The organism is Rhodococcus sp. SJ-3 (genome assembly GCF_051918125.1).
Lineage (GTDB): Bacteria > Actinomycetota > Actinomycetes > Mycobacteriales > Mycobacteriaceae > Rhodococcus.
This window is the reverse complement of record NZ_CM123306.1, coordinates 633,108-657,195: the sequence shown is the minus strand read 5'-3', so window position 1 is coordinate 657,195 and position 24,088 is coordinate 633,108. Positions and strand designations below refer to the sequence as shown.

At 66.0% G+C, this 24,088-nt stretch carries 24 protein-coding genes and 1 pseudogene; 20 read left to right on the top strand and 5 right to left on the bottom strand.

Annotation, left to right across the window (positions count from 1 at the left end; genetic code table 11):
- The first annotated feature begins 1 nt into the window (after position 1).
- From mshA to ACTDXD_RS02890, 3 genes and pseudogenes are all read left to right on the top strand, one after another.
- Positions 2 to 1,384, top strand: coding sequence for a D-inositol-3-phosphate glycosyltransferase (gene mshA, locus ACTDXD_RS02900; RefSeq protein ID WP_440125697.1), 1,383 nt, complete (start codon positions 2 to 4; stop codon positions 1,382 to 1,384).
- Positions 1,381 to 1,908: a YbjN domain-containing protein gene (locus ACTDXD_RS02895; protein ID WP_440125696.1), complete on the top strand. Its 528-nt coding sequence runs from the start codon at positions 1,381 to 1,383 to the stop codon at positions 1,906 to 1,908. The genes mshA and ACTDXD_RS02895 overlap by 4 nt, the downstream gene beginning before the upstream one ends.
- Positions 1,909 to 2,329: 421 nt before the next feature.
- Positions 2,330 to 2,656, top strand: a pseudogene (locus tag ACTDXD_RS02890) (transglycosylase family protein); the annotation flags it as partial.
- A 155-nt stretch (positions 2,657 to 2,811) separates the two neighbouring features.
- On the opposite strand, the gene ACTDXD_RS02885 reads toward ACTDXD_RS02890, so the two are convergent.
- Positions 2,812 to 4,581, bottom strand: a complete 1,770-nt coding sequence (locus tag ACTDXD_RS02885) for a hydroxysqualene dehydroxylase (RefSeq protein WP_440127512.1) — start codon at positions 4,579 to 4,581, stop codon at positions 2,812 to 2,814.
- A gap of 140 nt (positions 4,582 to 4,721) precedes the next feature.
- Between ACTDXD_RS02885 and ACTDXD_RS02880 the strand changes: the two genes are divergently transcribed.
- From ACTDXD_RS02880 to ACTDXD_RS02870, 3 genes are all read left to right on the top strand, one after another.
- The gene (locus ACTDXD_RS02880) at positions 4,722 to 5,477 is read left to right on the top strand and encodes a phosphoglyceromutase (protein ID WP_440127511.1); all 756 of its coding nucleotides are present in this window, start codon (positions 4,722 to 4,724) and stop codon (positions 5,475 to 5,477) included.
- A gap of 161 nt (positions 5,478 to 5,638) precedes the next feature.
- The gene (locus ACTDXD_RS02875; RefSeq protein ID WP_440125695.1) at positions 5,639 to 6,811 is read left to right on the top strand and encodes a sensor histidine kinase; all 1,173 of its coding nucleotides are present in this window, start codon (positions 5,639 to 5,641) and stop codon (positions 6,809 to 6,811) included.
- A gap of 64 nt (positions 6,812 to 6,875) precedes the next feature.
- On the top strand, positions 6,876 to 7,565 hold the full coding sequence (locus ACTDXD_RS02870) for a winged helix-turn-helix domain-containing protein (RefSeq protein ID WP_440125694.1): 690 nt from the start codon (positions 6,876 to 6,878) through the stop codon (positions 7,563 to 7,565).
- A 77-nt stretch (positions 7,566 to 7,642) separates the two neighbouring features.
- Here ACTDXD_RS02870 and ACTDXD_RS02865 read toward each other — a convergent pair whose 3' ends face one another.
- Positions 7,643 to 8,443: a hypothetical protein gene (locus ACTDXD_RS02865; RefSeq protein ID WP_440127510.1), complete on the bottom strand. Its 801-nt coding sequence runs from the start codon at positions 8,441 to 8,443 to the stop codon at positions 7,643 to 7,645.
- A 45-nt stretch (positions 8,444 to 8,488) separates the two neighbouring features.
- On the opposite strand from ACTDXD_RS02865, the gene ACTDXD_RS02860 reads away from it, so the two are divergent.
- The 3 genes from ACTDXD_RS02860 to ACTDXD_RS02850 are packed head-to-tail and all read left to right on the top strand — an operon-like array spanning position 8,489 to position 11,713.
- Positions 8,489 to 9,442: a Ppx/GppA phosphatase family protein gene (locus ACTDXD_RS02860; RefSeq protein WP_440125693.1), complete on the top strand. Its 954-nt coding sequence runs from the start codon at positions 8,489 to 8,491 to the stop codon at positions 9,440 to 9,442.
- Positions 9,439 to 10,716 (top strand): hypothetical protein, encoded by a 1,278-nt coding sequence (locus ACTDXD_RS02855; RefSeq protein ID WP_440125692.1) that lies wholly within the window; start codon positions 9,439 to 9,441, stop codon positions 10,714 to 10,716. The genes ACTDXD_RS02860 and ACTDXD_RS02855 overlap by 4 nt, the downstream gene beginning before the upstream one ends.
- Before the next feature lie 10 nt (positions 10,717 to 10,726).
- A complete protein-coding gene (locus ACTDXD_RS02850) occupies positions 10,727 to 11,713 on the top strand; it encodes a sugar phosphate isomerase/epimerase family protein (protein WP_440125691.1) in 987 nt (328 codons plus the stop codon).
- On the opposite strand, the gene ACTDXD_RS02845 is transcribed toward ACTDXD_RS02850, so the two are convergent.
- Positions 11,672 to 12,088, bottom strand: coding sequence for a hypothetical protein (locus tag ACTDXD_RS02845; protein ID WP_440125690.1), 417 nt, complete (start codon positions 12,086 to 12,088; stop codon positions 11,672 to 11,674). The genes ACTDXD_RS02850 and ACTDXD_RS02845 overlap by 42 nt on opposite strands.
- Positions 12,089 to 12,177: 89 nt before the next feature.
- On the opposite strand from ACTDXD_RS02845, the gene ACTDXD_RS02840 reads away from it, so the two are divergent.
- The 7 genes from ACTDXD_RS02840 (at position 12,178) to ACTDXD_RS02810 (ending at position 17,608) form a co-directional block, all read left to right on the top strand.
- Entirely contained in the window at positions 12,178 to 12,864 is a 687-nt protein-coding gene (locus ACTDXD_RS02840) for a MerR family transcriptional regulator (protein WP_440125689.1), read from the top strand.
- Positions 12,861 to 13,700 carry a thioesterase family protein gene (locus tag ACTDXD_RS02835; protein WP_440125688.1) on the top strand — a complete coding sequence of 280 codons (840 nt, stop codon included), beginning with the start codon at positions 12,861 to 12,863 and terminating at the stop codon, positions 13,698 to 13,700. Before ACTDXD_RS02840 ends, ACTDXD_RS02835 begins: the two co-directional genes overlap by 4 nt.
- Positions 13,701 to 13,785: 85 nt before the next feature.
- Positions 13,786 to 14,604: a pyrroline-5-carboxylate reductase gene (proC, locus tag ACTDXD_RS02830; protein WP_440125687.1), complete on the top strand. Its 819-nt coding sequence runs from the start codon at positions 13,786 to 13,788 to the stop codon at positions 14,602 to 14,604.
- 172 nt (positions 14,605 to 14,776) lie between these two features.
- Positions 14,777 to 15,013 carry a helix-turn-helix domain-containing protein gene (locus tag ACTDXD_RS02825; RefSeq protein WP_054719598.1) on the top strand — a complete coding sequence of 79 codons (237 nt, stop codon included), beginning with the start codon at positions 14,777 to 14,779 and terminating at the stop codon, positions 15,011 to 15,013.
- 203 nt (positions 15,014 to 15,216) lie between these two features.
- The gene (locus ACTDXD_RS02820) at positions 15,217 to 15,318 is read left to right on the top strand and encodes a 30S ribosomal protein bS22 (protein ID WP_003402602.1); all 102 of its coding nucleotides are present in this window, start codon (positions 15,217 to 15,219) and stop codon (positions 15,316 to 15,318) included.
- A 224-nt stretch (positions 15,319 to 15,542) separates the two neighbouring features.
- A complete protein-coding gene (locus ACTDXD_RS02815) occupies positions 15,543 to 16,613 on the top strand; it encodes an NAD-dependent epimerase/dehydratase family protein (RefSeq protein WP_440125686.1) in 1,071 nt (356 codons plus the stop codon).
- Positions 16,610 to 17,608, top strand: coding sequence for a lysophospholipid acyltransferase family protein (locus ACTDXD_RS02810; RefSeq protein WP_440125685.1), 999 nt, complete (start codon positions 16,610 to 16,612; stop codon positions 17,606 to 17,608). Before ACTDXD_RS02815 ends, ACTDXD_RS02810 begins: the two co-directional genes overlap by 4 nt.
- Before the next feature lie 36 nt (positions 17,609 to 17,644).
- Here ACTDXD_RS02810 and ACTDXD_RS02805 read toward each other — a convergent pair whose 3' ends face one another.
- Entirely contained in the window at positions 17,645 to 18,877 is a 1,233-nt protein-coding gene (locus ACTDXD_RS02805) for an IS110 family transposase (RefSeq protein WP_440127509.1), read from the bottom strand.
- Between the two features lie 241 nt (positions 18,878 to 19,118).
- Positions 19,119 to 20,123 (bottom strand): HAD family hydrolase, encoded by a 1,005-nt coding sequence (locus ACTDXD_RS02800; RefSeq protein WP_440125684.1) that lies wholly within the window; start codon positions 20,121 to 20,123, stop codon positions 19,119 to 19,121.
- Positions 20,124 to 20,286: 163 nt separating this feature from the next.
- On the opposite strand from ACTDXD_RS02800, the gene ACTDXD_RS02795 reads away from it, so the two are divergent.
- The 4 genes from ACTDXD_RS02795 (at position 20,287) to hemC (ending at position 24,031) form a co-directional block, all read left to right on the top strand.
- The gene (locus ACTDXD_RS02795) at positions 20,287 to 20,577 is read left to right on the top strand and encodes a glutaredoxin family protein (RefSeq protein ID WP_440125683.1); all 291 of its coding nucleotides are present in this window, start codon (positions 20,287 to 20,289) and stop codon (positions 20,575 to 20,577) included.
- A 156-nt stretch (positions 20,578 to 20,733) separates the two neighbouring features.
- Positions 20,734 to 21,624 carry a redox-sensing transcriptional repressor Rex gene (locus tag ACTDXD_RS02790; RefSeq protein ID WP_440125682.1) on the top strand — a complete coding sequence of 297 codons (891 nt, stop codon included), beginning with the start codon at positions 20,734 to 20,736 and terminating at the stop codon, positions 21,622 to 21,624.
- Entirely contained in the window at positions 21,621 to 23,045 is a 1,425-nt protein-coding gene (locus ACTDXD_RS02785) for a glutamyl-tRNA reductase (protein ID WP_440125681.1), read from the top strand. Before ACTDXD_RS02790 ends, ACTDXD_RS02785 begins: the two co-directional genes overlap by 4 nt.
- On the top strand, positions 23,042 to 24,031 hold the full coding sequence (gene hemC / locus ACTDXD_RS02780) for a hydroxymethylbilane synthase (protein ID WP_440125680.1): 990 nt from the start codon (positions 23,042 to 23,044) through the stop codon (positions 24,029 to 24,031). Before ACTDXD_RS02785 ends, hemC begins: the two co-directional genes overlap by 4 nt.
- Positions 24,032 to 24,088: the final 57 nt, after the last annotated feature.

The following is a 24,088-nucleotide window of genomic DNA, read 5'->3' as shown; positions in this document are numbered from 1 at the left end:
CATGGAGGTCGATTCCCGGCGGGAACGACCCGCAAGGCAGTATGGAGGGGTGACGTCCCAGCCCAGCCGCCCGCACCGCGTGGCCGTGATATCGGTCCACACCTCGCCGCTGGCGCAGCCCGGCACAGGCGACGCCGGTGGCATGAACGTGTACGTCCTCCAGACCGCAATCCAGCTGGCGCGTCGCGGCGTGGAAGTGGAGATTTTCACCCGCGCGACGTCGTCGGCCGATCCGGCCGTGCAGCATGCCGCTCCCGGCGTTCTGGTACGCAATATCGAGGCAGGACCGTTCGAAGGCCTGGACAAGCACGATCTGCCCACGCAGTTGTGCGCTTTCGCGGCGGGCGTCCTGCGGGAGGAAGCCCGCCACCCCCAGGGTTACTACGACCTGGTGCACTCGCATTACTGGCTGTCGGGCCAGGTCGGGTGGCTTGCCCGCGATCGCTGGGGAGTGCCGCTGGTCCACACCGCACACACGTTGGCGGCGGTGAAGAACGCCTCCCTTGCCGCAGGCGACAAGCCGGAATCCGCCGCGCGCCAGATCGGGGAACAGCAGGTCGTCGCCGAGTCGGACCGTATGGTCGCGAACACCACCGACGAGGCTGCCGCGCTCGAACGAATCTACGGTGCTGATCGGTCGCGGATCGACGTCGTCGCGCCGGGAGCGGATCTGTCGCGTTACCGTCCGGGCGAACGGGATGTTGCGCGGGCCGAGCTCGGGCTCGATCCTCGAGAGACGATCGTGACGTTCGTCGGCCGGATCCAGCCGCTCAAGGCTCCCGATGTACTACTGCGCGCTGCGGCGCAGGCAATCGCCGATGCGCCCGGCATTCCGTTGCGGGTGCTCGTCGTCGGCGGACCGTCGGGAAGCGGGCTCGAACGACCGGATTCACTGATCGAACTCGCCCGTGATCTCGGGATCGCCGCGCAGGTGACGTTCATGCCTCCCCAGCCGTCCGAACGTCTCGCCCAGGTGTACCGGGCCTCGGATCTCGTTGCTGTGCCAAGCTATTCGGAATCGTTCGGGCTCGTGGCGATCGAAGCGCAGGCCTGCGGGACACCGGTCATCGCGGCCGATGTAGGCGGACTCGGTGTCGCGGTGCGGGGCGGTGAGACCGGTGTGCTCGTGCGCGGACATCGTATCGACGACTGGGCGGCCGCGCTGGGGTCGCTTGTTTCCGACCCGGGCAGGCTCGCCGCATACGCGGCGGCCGCGCCGAAGCATGCCGAGAACTTCTCGTGGGAACATACCGCGGAGGGCCTGCTCGAGAGCTACCGGCGCGCGGGTATGCGTCGGAACCGGGTGTCCGGTTCGACCGAGTATTCGCTGCGCAGGCAGCGGGGATTGTGGAAGTTGCGTCGTACGAGCGGAGTGAAGGCGTGAGTGAACGGCTGAGCGAACTGATCGAGGCGACACTGCGCGATCGCGAGTTGGAGTTCTCGAGGAAGGAGGGCGGCCACTTCGTGGTCGAACTGCCCGGTGAGAACAAGCTCAAGACCACCACACTGCTCACGGTCGGCACGCACGGTCTCCGCGTCGAGGCGTTCGTGTGCCGCAAGCCCGACGAGAACTTCGAGGGTGTCTACAAGTATCTGCTGCGGCGCAATCGCCGCCTGTACGGGGTGGCGTACACCCTCGACAAGATCGGCGACATCTATCTCGTCGGCCGGATCTCGGAGCAATCCGTCACCGCGGAGGAGCTGGACGCAGTGCTCGGTCAGGTCCTCGAAGCCGCCGACTACGATTTCAACATCATTCTCGGGATCGGCTTCCTCACGTCGATCAAGCGCGAATGGGAGTGGCGCATCTCCCGCGGTGAATCCCTGCGCAATCTCGAACCGTTCCGGCACCTCATCGAGCAGGAAACCGGGACCGATTTCGAACCGCCGAGTAGTACCGGCAAATAACGTCACACTTCGGATTCGGCGCGATTCGGACGCATTTATATTGTCCGATTCGAGAGGTCTGCACAGGATCCAATTGTGACGATCCCCACAACATGAGCGTGTGCTTCCATGTCGGAAGACAGCTTCTTCCATTTGCTCACCTGGTGAAACCCCTGTTGATCAAGGTTTTTTCTGCACGAATGTGCCAGTAAACCGGTCCGTGACCTTTTCGTGATTGGCATTTAACGTTGTTATCGACCGACAACGAACAGGTCGTTACACCGGACCCGTAGCCGCTGAATCTGCCCCGCGGGAAATCCGGATCAACCCATACCCGAGGGGCAGTGCGAGACAAATCGGGTCGCCGATAATCCGGCGATCGATATCCGACCGACATTCGGTCCCGGGTCCCGCAAAAAGCAGCCGAGAGGATTCACCAGACATGGCACAGTTCAACATCAAGCGCACCCTGGGCACCGTCGCAACCGCGGCTGCCCTCGTCGTCACCCCCTTCGCCCTGGGAACCGGCACCGCGAGCGCAGCGTCCGGCAACTGGGATGCCGTCGCTCAGTGCGAGAGCGGCGGAAACTGGGCCATCAACACCGGTAACGGCTACTACGGTGGTCTCCAGTTCAGCCAGAGCACCTGGGAGGCATACGGCGGCAGCGGTGTTGCCAGCAACGCCTCCAAGGCCGAGCAGATCCGCGTTGCCGAGAACGTTCTCGCAGGCCAGGGCGCCGGTGCGTGGCCGGTCTGTGGTCAGTACCTCTGATCCGATCACCTCTGATCTGATCGCTCCAGCAGATTTGTGGCCTGTCCCGCGTGTACCCGGTACGCGCGGGACAGTGCTCTGAGGGGCGCTGGAGGCAGGGCCGCTGGGGGCGGGCGCTCGTCTCGCCCAGGAGTCCGAGGCGCTTCGCATGCTCACGCAAGCAGATGTGGCAGTCCGGAGCGATAGCGATCGGCGTCGATCTGTCTCAGCGGCTGTAGTTCAGGCGGCTCGTGCAGCGTGAACATCGCAGGTGGCGGCGCAGGGGAGTCGGCGGCATCGAGCAGAGCGCCTACTGCGGCACGGGCGGATTCGTTCGCCGACTCCATGGTGGCCAGGTCGATGTCGGTCCGCACGTAGTCGCCCGCCAGGAACAGATTCGGGATCGCGGTACGGGCATCGGGCCGATTCGCGTGTGATCCCACCGTGTTGATCAGCAGCGGGGTGTCGTTGGCATTGCGGCCTTCCGCCGCATTCCAGCGCACGCCGGGATCGATGAACCACGACACGAGATCCTCCTCGCGGAGATTCTGTTCGCCGGTGTCGTCGAGACACATCTTCATCTGCGCCCAGGTCTCGCGAGCGATCTCCTCGCCCGTGCATGCCTTCGCGGTCTTGCCGTAGAGGATTCCGGGGGTGTCCCAATCGGAGATGTCGACCGAGAGACAGTCGACCGCGTTGCCGTCGCCATACCGCTCGGCGAACGATCCACGCCAGAATTGTGCTTGGCTGATCGACGTGAGCGCCCACGGTGTCCCGAGATACGCGACGTGTCCCGCGGCAATCGGAGTGGGCCTTCGCATGAAGTACTGGATGCCGACCATCCAATCGGTGGTCAGGTGCTGCATGAGTTCCAAACGTGGTTCGGCATCGAGCATCTCGCGCGACCACAGCGGAACGGCGCGTTCGACGGGCATCGCGGCGACGAACCAGTCGGCGTCGACCTGTGCGCGATTTCCTGCCGTATCGACGACGCGGGCGCCGGTGATCTTCCCGCCCGACATGTCGAACGATTCTGCTGCCCAGCCCATTTCGAACCTCACTCCGAGGTCTCGCAACAGCTGGGCCCACGGGTCGATCCACGCTTCGTTCGTCGGTGCCGACAGTAGGCGATCGAGGTGTCCGTAGGTCGGCACGACACCCATCGCATTCCAGACGAAGGCCTGCCCCATGATGCCGATAGTGCGGGTGGAGACCCTGTCCGGACGCGCGGCCACGAGCTGCCGGGTCAGTGCCGATACCAGAATGTCGTGATAGCCCTTCGACTTCCCTTCGGCTTCGAGTGTCTGTGACCAGGTCTGATGTTCCCATTCGTGATCACGGCGCTCGATGCTGCTGGTCAAGAACATCGTGAGCTTCCGGAGGAAGACGGACAGTTCGTGCGGTGGGATGGCGCCGCCGAGTGAGAAGGCGGCGGCAAGTGAACGCTGCAGCGACTCGGCGTCGTACACATCGAGCCGGTCGAGCGCACTCGGTGCCGTCAGATCCGGTCCTCCTGGGATCGACATGCGGAACGCCGGGCCTGCAACCAGATTGTCGAAGACTCCGTTCGGGTTGTGCGGAAAGGGGATTCGGCGCATCGTGTCGGGGATGTGCTGATAGAAGCCTGGAAAGAAGCGGAATCCGTGTTCGCCGGGAAGATCGAGACGCCCGCCTGCCGCGGTGCCCGGAGACGGCATGCTGCGGGCCTTGCCGCCGAGGGCAGTCGGTTCGAACACCGTCACGTCGAATCCGCGCTCGATGAGTTCGTGGGCTGCCGCGAGCCCGGCCATCCCGCCGCCGAGGACGGCGACACGATGTCCGGTCGAACGGAGGGCGGGGGAGCGGGGTGTGATCCCGGCATGTGGCCGGCTGTCGGCGATCCCGGGCAAGGCGGCCGCAGCGCCGAGTGCGCCGAATGCGGTCAGGACGGTGCGGCGGGTCATGCGGAATTCGGTCAAGTGGATACCCCCGGTTCGCAGTGGCACCTGTCGGGCGGCGCCCGACAGGTATGGCAACGCGCGTTGTCAGATATAGCGGACATTCGACGCGCCCGTGGAGGAATCGCCCACGCGATCGTGTCAGGATTGGAGCCATGAGTATCGGAACACTTGTTCTGCTCCGCCACGGCGAGAGCGAATGGAACGCGATGAACCTGTTCACCGGCTGGGTGGACGTGCACCTCACCGACAAGGGTGTGGCCGAGGGCAAGCGCGCAGGTGCCCTGCTTGCAGAGCAGAACGTCCTCCCCGACGTCCTCTACACCTCGCTGCTGCGCCGTGCGATCAGCACCGCGAACTTCGCTCTCGACGCTGCCGACCGCCACTGGATCCCGGTGGTGCGCGACTGGCGACTCAACGAACGTCACTACGGCGCCCTGCAGGGCAAGAACAAGGCCGAGATCAAGGGCGAGTTCGGCGACGAGCAGTTCATGCTCTGGCGTCGCAGCTACGACACCCCTCCGCCTGCGATCGAGCCCGGTTCGAAGTACAGCCAGGACCAGGATCCGCGCTACGCAGACGTCGACGAGGTGCCGCTGACCGAGTGCCTGAAGGACGTCGTGACCCGGCTGATCCCGTATTGGGAAGAGACCATCTCGAAGGACCTGCTGGCGGGGAGGACGGTGCTGGTCACCGCGCACGGAAACTCGCTGCGGGCCCTGGTCAAGCATCTCGACGGAATCTCCGACGACGACATCGCCGGCCTGAACATCCCGACCGGTATCCCGCTGCGTTACGACCTCGACGAGAATCTGCGTCCGCTCAATCCCGGCGGAACCTACCTCGACCCCGAGGCTGCCGCGGCGGGCGCTGCGGCCGTCGCGAACCAGGGTGCGAAATAGGTGTGAACAGACAAACCGGACCCCGCGTGACTCTTCGTCGCGCGGGGTTCGGCAAATTTCGGGTGAACACCGGGCCAACCGTTGAAAAATGGCTTGTGACGTGCAGAGAGTGTTGACGACCCCCTGTGGCTGCACGGACAGGTGTCATTACGATTCGAATCGTGAATGTTCTGCAGATCGTCCTGGTGGCCGTTGTCGCCGCAATACTGGGCGCACTGCTCGCCGCTTCAGTGATGTGGTCGCGCCGACGTAGCGACCGTGGCAGCGACGACGAACTCACGATGGCGACCGTGCTGGACCGCGTCGTATACGGTGCCTCCACCGGTATCGCGGTCGTCGACAAGTTCCACGACGTCATCCTCTACAACCCGCGCGCAGAGGAACTCGGCCTCGTGAGCCGGCGGCTGCTGGACGAACGCGCCTGGACCGCCGCAGGCCGGGTCCTCGACGACGGGACCACTGTCGAAATCGACCTCAGCCGGAAGAGCCCGCACGGACGCGACCGTGTCGCGGTGCGTTGCGTCGCCACGAAGCTGCTCGACGACGATCCGCGTTTTGTGGTGCTCTACGCGTACGACGACTCCGAGCAGGTCCGGATGGAAGCCACCCGCCGGGATTTCGTTGCCAACGTCAGCCACGAACTCAAGACTCCGGTGGGGGCGATGGCGTTGCTGGCCGAGGCCCTGCTCGAGTCCGTCGACGACCCGGAGAGCGTGCGCCACTTCGGGCAGCGGGTCCAGAGCGAAGCGACCCGGCTCGGCAACATGGTCACCGAGTTGATCGCGTTGTCGCGGTTGCAGGGCGCCGAAAAGCTCCCGGACCTCGAAGAGGTCGATGTCGACACGGTGATCGACGACGCCCTCGACCGCACCCGGCTCACCGCCGAGAACGCGAACATCGAGATCAACACCGACCGTCCGAACGGATATCAGATGCTCGGCGATCATCTCCTGCTGGTGACGGCGCTGACCAATCTGATAGAGAACGCGATCGCCTATTCCCCGCCGGGCAGTCCGGTGACGGTGAGCAGATCGCTGCGCGACGGCTGTGTCGCGATCGCGGTCACCGATCGGGGGATCGGGATCGAGCGTCAGGACCAGGAGCGCGTCTTCGAGCGCTTCTTCCGCGTCGACAAGGCGCGGTCGCGGGCAACGGGTGGTACCGGCCTCGGTCTTGCGATCGTCAAACACGTCGCGGCGAACCACCACGGCGACATAGTGCTGTGGAGCAAGCCGGGAACAGGCTCGACATTCACTCTGCTCATCCCCGCCCATTTCGAGAAGGGCGACGACGAGCCCGCCGCAACGCGGCACGATACGACGGTCGGGCAATGAGTCCGATCGGAACCGCACCCGGAATCGGGTGGCATAGGACAGAGAAGCAACGGAGGACGCAACGGTGACGCGTGTGCTGATCGTGGAAGACGAGGAGTCGCTGGCGGATCCGCTCGCATTCCTGCTGCGCAAGGAAGGTTTCGAGACGACAATCGCGGGGGACGGGCCCACCGCGCTGGCAGAGTTCGACCGGGGCGGGGCGGACATCGTCCTCCTCGACCTGATGCTTCCGGGCATGAGCGGTACCGATGTGTGCAAGCAGCTGAGAAACCGTTCAGGCGTGCCGGTCATCATGGTGACCGCGCGTGACAGCGAAATCGACAAGGTCGTGGGACTCGAACTCGGCGCCGACGACTACGTGACCAAGCCGTACTCGGCGCGGGAGCTCATCGCCCGGATCCGTGCGGTACTGCGGCGAGGCGCCGACCCGGACGTCGAGATCGGGCAGGATGACGCGGTGCTTGCGGCCGGTCCGGTGCGCATGGACGTCGACCGGCACGTCGTGCAGGTCAACGGTGAGGACGTGGCCCTGCCGCTCAAGGAATTCGATCTGCTCGAGTACCTGCTGCGCAACTCGGGGCGCGTACTGACTCGTGGGCAGCTCATCGACCGAGTCTGGGGAGCCGACTACGTCGGCGATACGAAAACCCTCGATGTCCACGTCAAGCGGTTGCGTTCGAAGATCGAGACCGATCCCGCGAAGCCACAGCATCTGGTCACCGTGCGGGGGCTGGGTTACAAGCTGGAGGGCTGATACAAGCCGGAGGGCTGACGCCCGAGGCGCCCGGCGCGTGGTTTCGGTAGCCGGAGCCATCGAAACCACGCGCGGGTTCAACGGTGGTGCTCGGCGGCCGCGGTGGCCGGATGGATCGCGATCAGACCAAGACCCTCGCGGCGCTTGCACAGCCGGGCGAGTTCGTCGTAGGCCGGTTTCCCGATCAGTTCCCGGAGTTCGGGTGCGTACGACTGCCACACCGGCTTCGCACCGACATGTGCATCGGGGGAGCCGGAGCAGTACCAGTCCAGATCGTGGCCCCCTTCACCCCAGCCTCGCCGGTCGAATTCGGTGATCGCGGTGCGCAGGATCTCGGTGCCGTCCGGTCGTTCGACCCAGTCCTGGGTCCGGCGGATGGGGAGCTGCCAGCACACGTCCGGCTTCATCTCGAGCGGTTCGATTCCGCGGCGCAGCGCCATCTTGTGCAGCGCGCAGCCCACGCCGCCTGAGAATCCCGGGCGGTTGAGGAAGATGCACGCGCCCTTGTGGCGGCGGGTGCGCAGCGCGGGCTCGTCCTCGAGTTCGTCCTCCTCGAGATAGCCCTTCTTCCCGAGGCCCTTCTCCATGAATTGCCAGTCGTCCGGAGTGAGATGCTTCACGGCGCCGGCCAGCTTCTTCCGGTCGTCGCTGTCGGTCAGGAACGCCCCGTGCGAGCAGCATCCGTCGTCGGGTCGCTCGGCGATGATGCCTTGGCATGCGGGTGTCCCGAACACGCAAGTCCACCGGGAGAGCAGCCAAGTCATATCTGCAGCGATGATGTGTTCGTCGTTGTCGGGGTCGGTGAACTCGACCCATTCGCGTGGAAAGTCGAGGGGAACTTCTGGGGCCGGAACGAGCTTGGGCCGAGTTCCGGACATACCTGCTGTCACAACCCCTGACGGTAGACCCAGTACCGTATCAATGTGCGCCTAGGGGTACTCGACGTCGGAAGCAACACCGTTCATCTGCTGGTGGTGGACGCCCATCGTGGCGGCCATCCCACACCCATGAGCTCGACCAAGGCAACACTGCGGCTGTCCGAGAACATCGACGACGACGGGAACCTGACGATGTCCGGTGCCGATCGGCTCGTGGAGACGGCAGAGGAGTTCGCAGGCATCGCCGCAACCTCCGGATGCGGGGAACTCATGGCGTTTGCCACCTCGGCGGTCCGCGACGCCGGAAATTCGGAGGAGGTTCTGGCCCGGGTCCGGAACGAGGCCGGGGTGAACCTCGATGTGCTGTCCGGTGTCGACGAGGCCCGACTGACGTTCCTCGCGGTGCGCCGCTGGTACGGATGGAGTGCCGGTCGCATCCTCAATCTCGATATCGGTGGCGGCTCGCTCGAGCTGACCTTCGGTGGTGACGAGGATCCTGATGTGGCGTACTCGCTGCAGTTGGGTGCCGGACGCCTGACCCGGGACTGGTTCCGGGACGATCCTCCCGGCAAGCGCCGTATCGCGGCGTTACGCGACTGGCTCGACGCCGAACTCGCGGGGCCGACGAAACATCTGCGTCGTGCAGGCGACCCCGATCTTTGCGTCGCGACTTCCAAGACTTTCCGTACACTGGCACGATTGACGGGTGCAGCACCCTCGTCGGCGGGTATTCATGTCCGGCGAACGTTGACGGCGAGCGGTCTGCGGCAGCTGATCGCGTTCATCTCGCGGATGACCACCTCGGACCGCGCGGAGCTCGAGGGCGTGAGCTCGGACCGGTCCCAGCAACTCGTCGCAGGTGCACTGGTGGCCGAAGCAAGTATGCGGGCGCTCGGGGTGGAGACCCTGGAGATCTGCCCGTGGGCGCTGCGTGAGGGTTTGATTCTTCGGAAGCTCGACACTGAGATGGGCGGGGAACTGGTGGTGGCATCCAAGTGACCGACAGCAAGGGCACGGATACCGGACAGATATCGGTAGCGGAACTGCTCGCGCGTAACGGCAAGAAGGTCGGTACACGCAGCAGCGGCGGTGGCCGCCGCCGCCGCGGCACCACCGGTGGCATCTCGGTTGCGGAACTGACCGGCGAAATACCGATAACCCGGCCGGCCACCGAAGCGCAGCCGACCGCGACGCCGGAGTCCGGGCGCGGTCCGGCCGGGGACGATCGCAGCCCGCAGGCGCCTGCGGTGGCGACCCCCAGGACGCCGAAAGTGGAGCCTGTCGTTCCCGAGACACCGCAGGTCGAGCCGGTCGTGCCCGCCACTCCGAAGGTAGTGGCACCGGAGTTGTCGACCCCGGCGCCACCGTCTGCCAACGAGCTGACGACGATCACCTCGACTGTGGCCGACGTGGACGCGACGACGGTGACGCCCGCTGTCGTCGAGCCGGTCGCTGCCGAGCCCGTGGTCCGCACGCGGGCGGTCCGCAAACCCGCCGTCGGCAAGACCGAGTTCGGGCAGACCGCCGCGCCGGACCGTCCGGCCACGATCGCGGATGGCGCCAAGGTCGAATCGCCGACCGAGGTCATCCGTCCGGAGGCTCTACCGCGTCGAGCCAGGGCGCACCTGGACAATGTGACCGGGTCCGTCCCTGTGGTCCAGCAAGCATCGCCGTCTCCGCGTGCATCCGAGACCCCCGAGCCTCGACTGCTTTCCGGCCCGGCAAGCGATCTCCAAGGAACCGGCGCGGACAACGAGGGCGACGAGACCGCCACCATCGGCGTGGCCAAGGACGAGGGCGGCGGCAAGTCGCCTTCCAAGAGCAAGTTCCCGTCGAAGAACAAGGCTGCGCCGAGCAAGTCCTCGGGCAAGGCCGCTTCGGGTAGTGGGACAGCAGCGAAGGACGGGGCGCGGGCGTCGGGCACCTCCTCCAAGGGCACCTCCGGCAAGAGCGCATCCGGCAAGGCCAAGCCCGACACCGATTCGGACGACGTCGTCGACGGGTCAGGGAGCAGTGCCAAACAGTGGATGTTGCTCGTCGGCGAGAGTATCGCCGCGATCGTCGTCGGCGGTCTGTTGTTCAAGGGCTTCGAGAAGCTGTGGGACATGATGCCGTGGGTGGCGTTCGGTCTGGCATTGCTTGTGATCGTCGGCCTCGTGGCACTGGTGCGGGTTCTGCGCCGTACGGACGACATCACCAGCCAGTTGATCGCTGTCGGGGTGGGGGCGTTCGTGGCATTCGGTCCGCTGTTGTTCCTACTACCCAACGGATGAGGCTGCAGTCGTGGTGACAGCGCGGCGAATCCCGGTCGGGTTGTCGACGGCTTCGGTGTATCCGGAGAACACCGAGGCGGCGTTCCGGTTCGCCGCCGACCTCGACTACGACGGGGTCGAACTCATGGTGTGGGCGGACCCGGTAAGTCAGGATCCGGGGTCGGTACTCAGGCTCGTGCGCAAGTACGGAGTTCCCGTCCTCGCGGTGCATGCGCCGTGCCTGCTCATCTCTCAACGGGTCTGGGGTGCGGATCCGGTGGCGAAGCTCGGACTGTCGGTCGAAGCGGCCGAGATCCTCGGTGCATCGACCGTGGTGGTACATCCGCCTTTCCGCTGGCAACGTCGGTACGCCGAAGGATTCGTCGATCAGGTGAAGACACTCGAGCAGGGCAGCCACGTATCTGTGTCTGTCGAGAACATGTACCCGATGCGTGCGGACGTGTTGTTCCGTGACCGGGGGACCGATCGTCTGCGGCGCCGTGGTGGTCCAGGCCCGGCAGTGTCGGCCTACAGCCCGTCGCTCGATCCGACCGACACCGGCTTCGATCACTACACGCTCGACCTGTCGCACACCGCCACCGCGGGGATGGATGCGCTCGCGCTCGCAGGCCGGATGGGAGCGGGTCTCAATCACCTGCACCTCGCAGACGGCCGAGGGTCGTCGATGGACGAACACATGATCCCGGGGGACGGGGAACAGCCGTGCGCCGACGTGTGCAGGCAACTCGCCGGCAGCGACTACGCGGGCCAGGTCGTGCTCGAAGTGAGTACGCAGAGCGCGCGGACCCGGTCCGAGCGGTCGGTGATGCTCGGCCGGGCGCTCTCGTTCGCGCGAGAGCATCTCGACCGCCCCGCGCAGAGCGCGATCGCCCCTGGTCCCGAGCACCCGCGTGCGGCAGGTGTCGTTCGAGTCCCGCATGCGGACGCAGCCCGGGTACCGGGTAGCTCCGAAGTGTCAGAGAGCGCCGATCCCGGCGCAGAGAACCGCGACACCTGAGATCGCGACACCGACGGTCAGTGACGCGGCGCCGAGCCACACCGATGCCATCATCCGGCTCGGACGTGTGGGATCCGCGCCGAGCACCGAGAGGAAGAATCCGGCAGGGATGAGGATCGCGGAGGTCAGCACGGCGATGGAACCCGCGGCTCCCCATTCCGGTGATGCACCCGTGACGTAGGTGGTGACGGCGATCAGGGTGCCGAGCGTCACGAGGACTCCGGCGTGCGCGTGGCCCGCGCGGAAGAAGGACTTCTGAAGGTCGTTGACGGGTACGCCGCCGTTCGCGATGCGCAGTAGGAAGGTTCCCCCGAAGGCGATACCTGCAACGGTCAGCAGAGTGACCCCGACGGCGATGACGAGCACGGGATGCATGGGAGGCCCCTTCCTTTCGGATTGGATACTACAACTATCCAATACTGGATAGTTGTAGTATCTGATGTCAACAGCAAATCGGAGGTGACATGCGAATCTCGGAATTGGCGGCGCGTAGTGGTGTGCCGCTGGCCACCGTGAAGTACTACCTGCGCGAGGGGCTGCTGATGCCGGGCCACGCAACGAGTGCTACGCAGGCCCGATACGATGACGAGCACGTACGCCGGCTCGGTTTGATTCGTGCGCTCGCAGGTCAGGGCCTGCCGCTCGACAAGATCAAGGCAGTGGTGGCGCTCGCGGAGAATCCGGACGAGGATCTGTTCGTCACTCTCGGCAAGGCAGTGATGGCGCTCCCGCCATATGTCGACAACCCACCCGACGCCGACTATCCCCGCACTCGCGCACTGCTCGAACGGCTCGGGCAGCTGTACGACCCGAAGTTCACCGCGGTCGCCCAGCTCGAAGCTGCGCTCGCAGCACTCGACTCGGCCGGTCTGACCATGTCCGACCGACGTATCGACGTCTACGGCGAGCACATCCGCGAGATCGCCGACCTCGACGTCGATCTCCTTCCGACGAGCACTCGGCAGGAAACCGTCGAAGCTGCCGTGCTGGGCACCGCGTTGTACGAGCCGGTACTCGCCGCGATGAGGCGTCTCGCGCACCAGCACCGCGCCGCCCGGATCTTCGCCGCGGCGGCAGACGCCGACCAGACAGGTTCCACAGAACCCGCTCGAAACACAGAACCCGCTCGAAACCCGCAGGAGATCCAGTGACCACCGACCATCCGTTCCGTGACCTGACCACACTCACGGCCGACGGCGAGGGCGCCTGGTCGGCGCACATCGCACCCACCTGGACCATCGGACCCAAGGTGCACGGTGGCTGCATGCTCGCAGTGAGCGCAGCCGCAGCCCGCCGCGCAGGAATAGAGGCCGGAGCCGACCCCGCAGTTCAACCTCTCGCGGTGAGCGCGTCTTTCGTATCCGCGCCCGACCCGGGGGAGGTCGAGATCACCACCGTGGTCCGGAAGCTGGGCAAGCAGGTCTCCGTCGTGGATGCCACCCTCGGACAGGGTGGCCGCGTCGCGGTACGCGCGAGTATCACGCTCGGCGTGCCCGACGGCGGCGACCCGCGGTACGTCGTACCGCATCCCGCCACCGAGATGCTCGCTTCGCCGCCCGAGGACGTTGTGGTGGTCACTCCTGACCACCCGATGGGCCAGATCGTGAACCTGTGCGGGTCCGTCGACATCCGTGTCGACGAGTCCACTGCCGGATTCCTCCGCGGCGACCAGGACGGCGATCCACGCATCGCGATGTGGACGAAGCTCCGCCCCGCCGACGAGGCGGACCTCGACACGCTGGCCCTGTTCGCGCTCATGGCAGGAGACATCTCGGCGCCCGTGACGATGAACCGCGGCATGTTCGGGTGGGCACCCACCGTGCAGCTGACCGCATATCTGCGCGCGCTTCCCGCGCCGGGCTGGCTGCGCCTGACGAATGAAAGCATCGTGCTCGGGCAGACGTGGTTCGAATCGGATCACACCGTGGTCGATTCGTCGGGGGCAGTGGTGGTGCAGTCCCGCCAGCTCGCGATGATTCCACGCTGACCCGTTCCGCCGTCGAAAGCGTCGGCCTGTCGACCGCGGGACTGCGATGCGTGCCACACGGGGGACCCGTGGCACGCTGTCACCCATGACGAGAATTGCGGTGATCGGTGGCGGCAGAATCGGTGAGGCCCTGATCTCGGGGCTGCTGCAGAACAGCTACGCCACCAAGGACCTCGTGGTGGTCGAGAAGCTGCCCGAGCGAGCAGACGAACTGGCGCGTGCGTATGCGATCCGCGTCACCGACGGCACGGCCGACGCGGTCGAGGGTGCCGACGTGATCGTCGTGGCGGTCAAACCCGGCGACGTCGACCCGGTAATCGCCGACGTGGCCTCGGCGGATCTCGACAACGACACCGAGCAGATCGTCGTTTCGCTCGTCGCGGGCGTCACCACTGCCCAGTACGAGAACAAACTCCCCGCAGGTGCTCCCGTCGTCCGAGTGATGCCCAACACCCCGATGCTCGTCGGGCAGGGCGCGAGCGTGCTTGCCGCAGGACGCCACGTGAAGGGTGAACACCTCGACCTCGTGCGCGAGTTGCTCGGATCGGTGGGCACCGTTTCGGTCGTACCCGAATCGCAGATGGATGCGGTCACCGCGGTGTCGGGTTCCGGCCCCGCGTACTTCTTCCTCGTCGCCGAGGCGATGATCGACGCAGGCGTTGCGCTCGGGCTCAGCCGTGCCGTCGCCACGGATCTCGTGGTGCAGACCATGACCGGTTCCGCGGCAATGCTCGCCCGATCCGGAGAGAACGCGGCGGATCTGCGTGCAGCCGTGACGTCGCCCGGAGGTACGACGGCCGCAGCTATCAGAGAATTCGAGCGAGGTGGGATCCGCACCGCGTTCTACGACGCGCTCGAGGCCGCGCGGCAACGATCGGCGCAGCTAGGCGCACGTTCCGACTAGCCGAACATCAGGTGGACGGGCCTCGCGACACGCCGTACTGGTGTGACGGAAGTGGAATTGGTGGCCGTCATCGTCGCACAGGAACCATTCGTCACGCTAAGCTCGAATGAGCACGTGCGTGTCTGTTCCGCCGGAGGGGAAGCCGGCGGCGCGGACGTGCCGGAGGTGTGTAATGGTTTCAGGAAATACACCGTCGAAGGGTCAACCCCAAGACGGACAGTCGGTCCTCGCAGGCACCCAATTCCTGACGGTCGCCGAAGTGGCGTCGTTGATGAGGGTATCGAAGATGACCGTGTACAGGCTTGTACACAGCGGTGAACTGCCTGCTGTGCGCGTCGGACGCTCGTTCCGGGTGCACGCAAAGGCGGTTCACGACTATCTCGAGACATCGTATTTCGACGTCGGGTGAACCTGGCTCGGAAGGCTGTGGGAGCACGGAGCGGACCTCGATTTCATCCGGTCGTTCCTGCACCGGTACGATTGCAATTCGTCGTACCGGTCAGCCGGTGTCGTGAGGCGCTGAGCTCGTCACCACGAGGCCCAGCGTCCGACAGAAGAAGGCGTACGTCACCGGCGTGCGCAGGAACGCTATAAGAACGCGAGGGAACCCACATGGGGTCTGTGATCAAGAAGCGCCGCAAGCGCATGTCGAAGAAGAAGCACCGCAAGCTGCTCCGCCGCACTCGCGTGCAGCGTAGGAAACTCGGCAAGTAGGCCACTGTCGATCATCGGCATCCGAGCTGCCGCCGGTAGCAGTACTGCCGAACGAATGCCCGTCACCCATGGTGGCGGGCATTCGACGCTTCTGCACGGCGAGCAACCGGACGTTTACCCGGGTGTCATGCGATGTTGCCGATGTCACCGTATCGTTGTAGCGCATACCGTCCTGCGGCCGAGGTGGGACCGCCGACGGAGATGTTCTGCAAGCAGGGGGTGCTGTGACTTCACACGGGCGACAGGCCGAGCCGCCAGGTGTCGTATTGGTGACGGGTGCGAGCCGATTTCTCGGTGGCTTCCTCGTCACCCGGCTGGCTCAGAACCCCGACATCGAACGGGTCATCGCAGTCGATACCCAGTCGCCCACCAAAGACATGCACCGACGCATGGGGCGCGCCGAATTCGTCCTCGCCGACATCAGGAATCCACTGATCGGCAAGGTCATCAGAAACATGAACGTCGACACCGTCGTGCACGCGTCGGCGGTCACCAAGGCGCCCAAATCCGGAGCACGCGCCGCGATGAAAGACATGAACGTCATCGGCGCGATGCAACTGTTCGCGGTGTGCCAGAAGGCGCCGTCGGTGCGCAAGGTCGTGTTGCGGTCGTCGTCGGTCGTCTACGGCTCCAGCGCCAAGGACCCCGTGAAATTCACGGAGGAGATGAGCGCGAGGCGCCGCCCCACCGGCGCGTTCGCCCGCGACATGATCGAGATCGAGGGTTACCTGCGAGGTCTGGCCCGGCGACGCAGCGACATCGCCACCACGATCCTGCGTCTTGCGCCCACAGTCGGGAACCGCCTGCCCGGTTCGCTCTCGAACTACCTCACCTCACCGCTGGTTCCCAATGTCCTCGGTCGCGACGCACGATTGCAGTTGCTGCACGAGGAGGATGCGCTCGGCGCTCTCGAGTGCGCAACGCTCGGCGGTCCGTCCGGTACCTACAACGTGGCAGGCGACGGCATCGTGATGATGACACAGGCCGTCCGACGGGCAGGTGGCCTGACCGTGCCGATGCCCTACAGCCTGTTCCGCAATGTGGGTCACGCCCTTGTGGGATCGGTCATGAAGTCGTTCACGAAGGAAGAACTCGACTACTTCCACTTCGGATGCGGACTCGACACGACACGCATGCGCGAAGAACTCGGATTCGAACCACGCTGGACCACCAAGGAAGCCCTCGACGACTTCGCGCGAGGAATCGGGATGTCCCGCATCGTGAAGTCCGAATGGATCGACAAGGCCGAATCGATGCTGCTTTCCACTCTCGGGGAGCGGACGGAGGTGCGATGACTCAGGTTGCCAAGGTCATACCGTTGCACGGAGGAAGTCGGCGCACCGCTTCGGGCCGGCCCGCGGAGTCCTTCGAAGTGCACCCGTCGCAAGGCGCCCCGGCCGGGGATGTCGCATCGCAGCACACCGTCGTCGACGGACTCCTCGACGATCTGCGTACCGCACTGATCGGGCACGTGACAGGGGGTGCGGAGTTCCTGAGGCGCCGGATCACAGGTGACTACGAGGTCGACGACTTCGGTTTCGACCCGCATTTCAACGACAACATCCTCATGCCCGCGCTGCGTCCACTGTTCGACAAGTGGTTCCGCGTCGAAGTGCGGGGGGTGGAGAACATTCCGGCCGACGGGCGAGCACTCATCGTCGCGAATCACGCGGGCACTCTGCCCGTCGACGCCCTGATGACCTCCGTCGCCGTGCACGACCGCGCACACCGGCCGCTGCGGATGCTTGCGGCCGATCTCGCCTTCGACATGCCGGTCGTCGGCACCGTGGCGCGTAAGGCGGGGCATACCCTCGCGTGCCATCCCGATGCCGAACGGCTTCTCGAACAAGACCAGGTCGTCGCCGTGTTCCCGGAAGGGTACAAGGGGCTCGGCAAGCCGTTCAAGGAGCGGTACAAGCTGCAGCGTTTCGGACGCGGCGGTTTTGTCTCGGCAGCGCTGAAGACACATGCACCGATCATTCCGTGCTCGATCGTGGGATCAGAGGAGATCTACCCGAACATCGGCGATCTCACCTCGCTTGCACGGTTGTTGGGGTTGCCCTACTTCCCGATCACTCCGCTTTTTCCCGCGCTCGGCCCGCTCGGTGCGGTGCCGTTGCCATCCAAGTGGTACATCGAATTCGGTACGCCCATTGCGACCGACGTCCACGACGAAGTCGCGGCCGACGATCCGATGGTGTTGTTCGAGGTCACCGACCACGTTCGTGAAGTGATTCAGCAGACGCTCTACAAATTGCTCACTCGCCGCAGAAACGTTTTCCTCGGCTGAGGGCAGGCCGGGTCAGACACCCCATGTCGTTTGGTGTCAAGCCGCATGGGGTTCCGGGTGGGCGTGGTGCGACCATGCGGTCGCTTCGTCATAGCGGGTGCGGGTCTTGAGGCAGCCGTGGAGGACGCCGACGAGGCGATTGCCGAGCTGGCGCAGGGCGGGGTTGTAGCCGGCCTCGCGGGCACGCTGTTTGTCGTAGTAGCGGCGAGCCCCGGGCGAGGCCCGCAGGGCGGAGAACGCCTGGGTCTGCAAGGCGTCGGCGAGCCGGTTGTTGCGCACGAAGCGGGCCTGGACGGTGTGGCTCTTGCCGGAGGCCCGGGTGATGGGGCTGGTGCCGGCGTAGTTCTTGCGGGCCTTGGCGGAGGCGTAGCGGGTGGGGTCGTCTCCGAACTCGGCGAGCACCCGGGCACCGGTGATCTCCGCGATGCCGGGCATCGAGAGGTAGATGTCAGCGTCCGGGTGCGCTCGAAAATGTGCCTTCACCTGCCCCTCCAGCTGAGCTATCTGCTCGTTCAGTGCGATCAGCAGCTTCGCGTGGGCCACCGCCGTGGCCGCATAGGCGGCCGTGACCGGCCCGGGCAGGCCGAGTTGCTCCGTGCGCAACGCGGCCTGGATCGTAGCCGCCTTCGCATCCCGGTTGCGCCGGCGGGCACGGGCCAGGACGGCGGTGATCTGGGTGCGCGTCAGCTTCGCACCGGCCGCGGGGGTGGGCGCCTTGGTCAGCAGTTCCAGCGCATCCGTGCTGGTCAGCGACAGGTCCGCGTAGGCGGCCAGGGCGGCGGGGAAGTACTCGCGCAGAGTGGTGCGCAACCTTTGGAAGGTGCGGGTGCGTTCCCAGATGAGGGTCTGGTGGGCACGGGCGACGACCTTGACGGCCTGCGCCTGCTCGCTGTCCCCGGCCACCGGCCGCAGCTGGGCGCGGTCGATGCGCACCATGTCGGCCAGCGCGTGCGCGTCACCCTTGTCGCTCTTGGCGCCCGAGGTGCCGTACCGCTCCTTGAACCGTGCGACCTGCCGGGGGTTGATCGCGTACACCTGGTAGCCGGAGGCGATCAGGGCCTGCACCCACGAGCCGCGGTCGGTCTCGATCCCGATCACCACCACGGCCGCGTCCAGGTCCGCGCCGCCGTGCTTCGCGACGAGCTCGTGCAGCTTCGCGATCCCCTCTACGCCCTCGGACAGCCTCGCGGCGGCCAGCTTCCGGCCGGTCGCGTCCTGGACCTCGACGTCGTGGTGGTCCTCGGCCCAGTCATCACCGATCAGCAGCAACTCATCCTCCTCGGTCAGGCACTTCGCTTCCCATGCAGCCTGCGGAAGGCGCGGCACGCGGCCTAATGGATCCAGTGCTCACGCCCCACTGCCCGGCGGGCACGCCACCCCATCAGCGGTCTGGCCTCCCGGCCGACCAGCAGGGGCACGATCTGACCTCAGAAGTCGAATGCTTCCGGCGGCGTAAGTGCTCACCTGCTGGCGGCTACGGCACCGAGTCTCTACGACCCGACAGCTCCCATTAGGCGGCTCGGTCGCGGCGCCGTCCGAGCGCAATGGCGACTGCGCCGCCGGCCGCGCCGAGGCCGAGGGCCGTCGGCACTCCGACCTTGGCTGCCTTACGTGCCGTGCGGAAGTCTCGTACTTCCCACCCCCGGGTGCGTGCGACCTGCCGCAGATCGGGATCGGGATTGATCGCAACCGCCGTACCCACGAGCGACAACATCGGTACGTCGTTGTGGCTGTCGGAGTACGCAGTGCACCGTTTGAGATTCAGGCCCTCGCGGATCGCGAGGGCGCGCACCGCGTGGGCCTTGCCGAGTCCATGCAGGATGTCGCCCACCAGACGGCCGGTGAACACCCCGTTCTCCGACTCTGCAACGGTTCCCAGGGCGCCGGTCAGGCCGAGGCGTTTGGCGATGACGTCGGCGAGTTCGACCGGGGTGGCCGTGACGAGCCACACTTGCTGGCCCGCGTCGAGATGCATCTGCGCGAGCATGCGGGTGCCTGGCCAGATCTTGTCGGCGATTATGTCGTCGTAGACCTCTTCGCCGAGTCGGCGGAGTTCCGCTGTCGACCTGCCCTGCACGAAGGACAGTGCCTTGTCGCGGCCGCTTGCGACGTCGGCGCTGTTCTCCTTACCCGTGATCCGGAACTTCACCTGTTGCCACGCGAACTCGAAGAGGTCGGTCTTTCGGAAGTAGTTGCGCGCAACGAGGCCGCGGGCGAAGTGGATGATCGACGCGCCCTGCACCATCGTGTTGTCGACGTCGAAGAAGGCGGCTGCGGTCAGATCGATCGCGCCGCGGGCCTCGGGTTCGGCTCCTGGCTCGGGCGCTGCTTCCGGTTCTGTCCGTGCACCGTGCAATGCGAGTGCAGCGTCGGCACTCGCTTCGCCGGCGAGGTTCGCGCGGACCTCTTCTTCGCTCGGACCGAATTTGCGCGACAACAGGCGCCTGCCGGGACGGATGAACCGTGCCCACGCTTCACCCATACCCCGCCCGTATGGCAACGAACGTTCAGGCACTCGCACCTCCCGTGTCGTGACGGTCGTGCCGACCTATCGTCACACCCCAATGCACGACCCGCCGCAAGCGTAGCCCGTGGTGGACGCGCTATCAGGGTTCGGCGGTCACCCCCTTTGCGGGTGTGACGTTCGTCTCCGGGCCCCATGTCGCACAGTGGAGGACATGACCGATCGACACTCCGGCCCGGCCGGAACCCCTGTATCTGCACACGAGGTGACGCTCCTGATCCGTGCCGGGTGCGGTAGTTGTGGACCTGCGCGCACCGTTCTCGAAGCACTGTGCGCGGACTTCGGGGTGCAGGTCACCTGCATCGATGTCGACGAAGCCGCCGCCACCGACCCCGAATTGCGGGCCGAGTTCGGGGACCGTCTTCCTGTTGTGCTCCTCGACGGCAAGGAGCACAGTTACTGGGAGGTCGACGAGCAGCGATTGCGCGCAGATCTCGCCCGGTGAGGCTGTCGCGCCAGGTCGTGGCGCAGGTGGGAAGCACATTCGGGGGCCTTCGAGCAACTTTGTGCATGGCTTCACAAGCGGTTACCGTGGTGAGGACGAAATCCCGGATCACCGTGAGGCCGGACGTGTCCACCGGCCGGACGAGGAGCCACGAACGTGACGCAACCGCACCCACCGCAGGGCGACGACGCCCGCGGCAGCGCCGGGACCGGCGAGGGTGCCACTCGGAGTTCCGAGCGTGTCGCTCCTGGTTCTCAGTACCGGGATATCCCCCAGGCTACTGTGACGCGTCTCGCCAACTATCTGCGGGTCCTCGGAAGCCTCTCCGAAGCGGGCACGCTCATCGTCTCGAGTGAAGAATTGGCGAGCGCCGCCGGGGTCGGTTCGGCGAAGCTCCGCAAGGACCTCTCGTTCCTCGGCCCCAACGGCGTACGCGGCGTCGGCTACGACGTCATCCGCCTGCAGGCGCGCATCGAGAATGCACTCGGGCTCGATCGCGGCCACCATGTCGTTCTCGTAGGAGTGGGCAGTCTCGGTCGCGCTCTCGCCTGCTATCCAGGTTTCGATCGTCGCGGATTCACCCTCGCGGGGCTGTTCGATGCCGACCCCGCTCTGGTTGGGACGACCGTGGGTGGCCTTGTGGTCCGGGGCGTCGACCGGCTCGAATCCGACGCTCACGAACTGGGCGCCACCATCGGTGTCGTGGCCACGCCCGAGGATGCCGCGCAGGACGTCTGCGATGTGCTCGTGCGTTCCGGCGTTCGCAGCGTCCTGAGCTTCGCGCCGATCGAGCTCGAGGTGCCCGAACACGTCGAGGTGCGCCGCGTCGACCTCGCGGTCGAACTACAGGTGCTCTCGTTCAACAGCGCACGAAACGACGAACTTCTCCGGGTTGCCGGGGGAGCGCACACGACGAGCGTTCAGCCCGCCCGCGGCCCGCTCGGGTCTGCTGTGTCCACGCCGAGTCCGGCTCGGCGATCCAGAACAGGCAAGGCGGGCCCCTTGGGTTCGGCCGTGACCAGAAACGGATCGGTGATTGCGCCGTGAGTGTCCTCCTCGTTGGCATTTCGCACCGGAGCGCCCCGGTATCGGTTCTCGAGAAGGTGGCCGTCGCGGACACCGATCGACCCAAGCTGACCGACAAGATGATGGCGTCGGATCACATCTCCGAGGCGATGATCGTCTCGACCTGCAACAGGGTCGAGATCTATGCCGTCGTCGATGCCTTCCACGGTGCGCTCGCCGATGTCAGCGGATTGCTGTCGGAGCACGCCGGACTAACTCTCTCGGACCTGCACAAGCACGCATACGTGCGCTACAGCGAAGCTGCGGCGGAGCATCTCTTCGCGGTGGCCAGCGGCCTCGACTCCATGGTCGTCGGTGAGCAGCAGATTCTCGGTCAGATCCGCACTGCCTACGCCACCGCCGATGCGCAGCAGGCTGCGGGGCGTGCATTGCACGAACTTGCTCAGCAGGCGTTGCGAGTCGGTAAGCGTGTGCATTCGGAAACCGGGATCGACGCAGCAGGCGCGTCGGTCGTGTCGGTCGCACTCGACAAGGCCGGTGCACTGTTCGGTAACGGCGGCCTGCAGGGGCGCACCGCCGCAGTGATCGGTGCGGGCGCAATGGGCGGTCTCGCGGTAGCGCATCTGACCCGTTCGGGCGTTGCCGAGATCATTCTGACGAACCGCACCCGCGACCGCGCCGAACGCCTCGCCGCCACGGCCCGCGGCAACGGCGTCGACGCTCAGGTCGTCGATTTCGGTGATCTTGCTGCAGCTCTCGCCAAGGCCGATGTCGCTGTCACCTGCACCGGAGCGGTCGGCACGGTCGTCACCCTCGCTGACGCCCACCGTGCTCTCGCGCAATCCGAACGCGGTGAACGCCCGCTGGCGATCTGCGATCTCGGACTTCCCCGCGACGTCGAACCCGCCGTGTCGGGGCTCCCCGGCGTGACGGTCTTCGACATGGAGGCATTGCAGCGCGACCCCGCCGCGGGTGCTGCCTCCGCCGATGCCGAGGCAGCGCGCGCCATCGTCGCGTCGGAGCTCGCCGGATACCTGACCACGCAGCGGCTCGCGGAGGTGACGCCCACTGTCACCGCGCTGCGACAGCGTGCAGCGGAAGTTGTCGAGGGCGAACTCATGCGTCTCGATTCCCGGCTCCCTGATCTCGGAGACGGTCAGCGCGACGAGGTCGCGCGTACCGTGCGCCGCGTCGTCGACAAGTTGCTGCACGCACCGACCGTGCGGGTCAAGCAGCTTGCTTCGACGCCGGGTGGCGACCAGTATGCCGAGGCGCTGCGGGAGTTGTTCGAACTGCGACCGGGGGCAGTCGAAGCAGTTGCGACTCCCACGAAGGAACTGGGGTCACTGGCCGACCCGACCACGTCGGCGGATCTGTCCGCCGCACTTGATCCGGTCATCACGACGGAGCTGCGTGCTCCACGAAAGGACGGCAAGGTATGAGCGCCGAAGCCACCCGGATCGACGCATCGCGCGAGCAGCGCACATTGCGCATCGGTACTCGGGGCAGCGTGCTCGCCACCACGCAGGCAGGCACTGTCCGCGACGCCCTGATCGCGGCCGGGCATCCAGCGGAGCTCGTGGTCATCACGACGAAGGGCGATATCACGCCGGGGCCCGTGCAGCGCATCGGTGTCGGTGTGTTCACCGCAGAACTCCGCGAGGCCCTGCTGGCCGGCGAAGTGGACGTGGCGGTGCATTCGTACAAGGACCTGCCCACGAAGCAGGATCCGCGCATGGTCGTCGCGGCGGTTCCTCCTCGTGAGGACCCGCGCGATGCCCTGGTTGCTCGCGACGGGCTGGTACTCGGAGAACTACCCGCCGGATCGAAGGTAGGCACGTCCGCCCCGCGGCGCCGCGCCCAGCTGGCAGCGATGGGCCTCGGTTTGCAGCTGGAGCCGTTGCGCGGCAACATCGACACCCGCATCGGCAAGGTCGATTCGGGCGAGCTCGACGCGATCGTCATCGCCCGCGCCGGTCTGTCGCGGATCGGGCGGCTCGACCGGGTCACCGAAGCGCTCGAGCCCGTCCAGATGCTGCCCGCGCCGTCTCAGGGAGCGCTCGCCGTCGAGTGCCGCGCCGAGGACGACGTCCTGATCGAAATCCTCTCCGGTCTCGATGATCCGGCGAGTCGCGCGGCGGTTGTCGCCGAGCGTGCACTGCTCGCCGAGCTCGAAGCAGGGTGCACCGCGCCGGTCGGCGCGATCGCAGAGATCGTCGAGTCGCTCGACGACGACGGCCGTGTCTTCGAGGAACTGTCCGTACGCGGGTGCGCGGCCGCACATGACGGATCGGACGTGCTCCGCGCGAGCATCGTCGGTTCACCCGACCGCGCAGAGGAACTCGGAAGGGCACTCGCCCGAGAATTACTCGACCTCGGTGCGAAAGAACTGATCGTCGACGACGAGCAGTGGGCCGCCGATGATTGACGTTTCCGTTCAGCCCCGAATTTCCCTTACCGCAGATTTGATTGCACTGGAGAACAA